This is a genomic window from Mesorhizobium sp. M5C.F.Ca.ET.164.01.1.1 (assembly GCF_004792125.1).
GTDB lineage: Bacteria > Pseudomonadota > Alphaproteobacteria > Rhizobiales > Rhizobiaceae > Mesorhizobium > Mesorhizobium wenxiniae.
On sequence record NZ_SRTG01000199.1, the window covers coordinates 1 to 378 of the forward strand.

The window sequence follows — 378 nt, forward strand, 5'->3', positions numbered from 1 at the left end:
CCGGTCGCCGCCATGCTGGCGACCGGCATGCTGCTCGCCTTCGCCACCATGTCGATCGAGCCGATCATCACCGTCTATGTGCAGCAGCTCATCGAGGACCAGGGCCGGGTGACGCTGGTCGCCGGCGTCGTCATGTCGGCGGCGGCGCTCGGCGCCATCCTGGCGGCCTCGGGGCTGGGCAGGCTGGCCGACCGCATCGGCCATTGGAACGTCGTGATCGCGGCACTTGGCGTTTCGGCCCTGCTGTTGATCCCGCAGGCCTTCGTCACCGAGGGCTGGCAGCTGCTCGGCCTGCGCTTCCTGCTGGGCCTGGCGCTGGGCGGCCTGTTGCCCTGCATCACCGGCGTCCTACGCCATAACGTTCCAGAGCGCGTCGGC

At 70.1% G+C, this 378-nt stretch carries 1 protein-coding gene; it reads left to right on the top strand.

Annotated elements, in window-relative coordinates; all coding sequences use genetic code 11:
- A partial coding sequence (locus EN807_RS33110; RefSeq protein WP_135937987.1) for an MFS transporter occupies window positions 1-378 on the top strand: 378 nt, incomplete at both ends.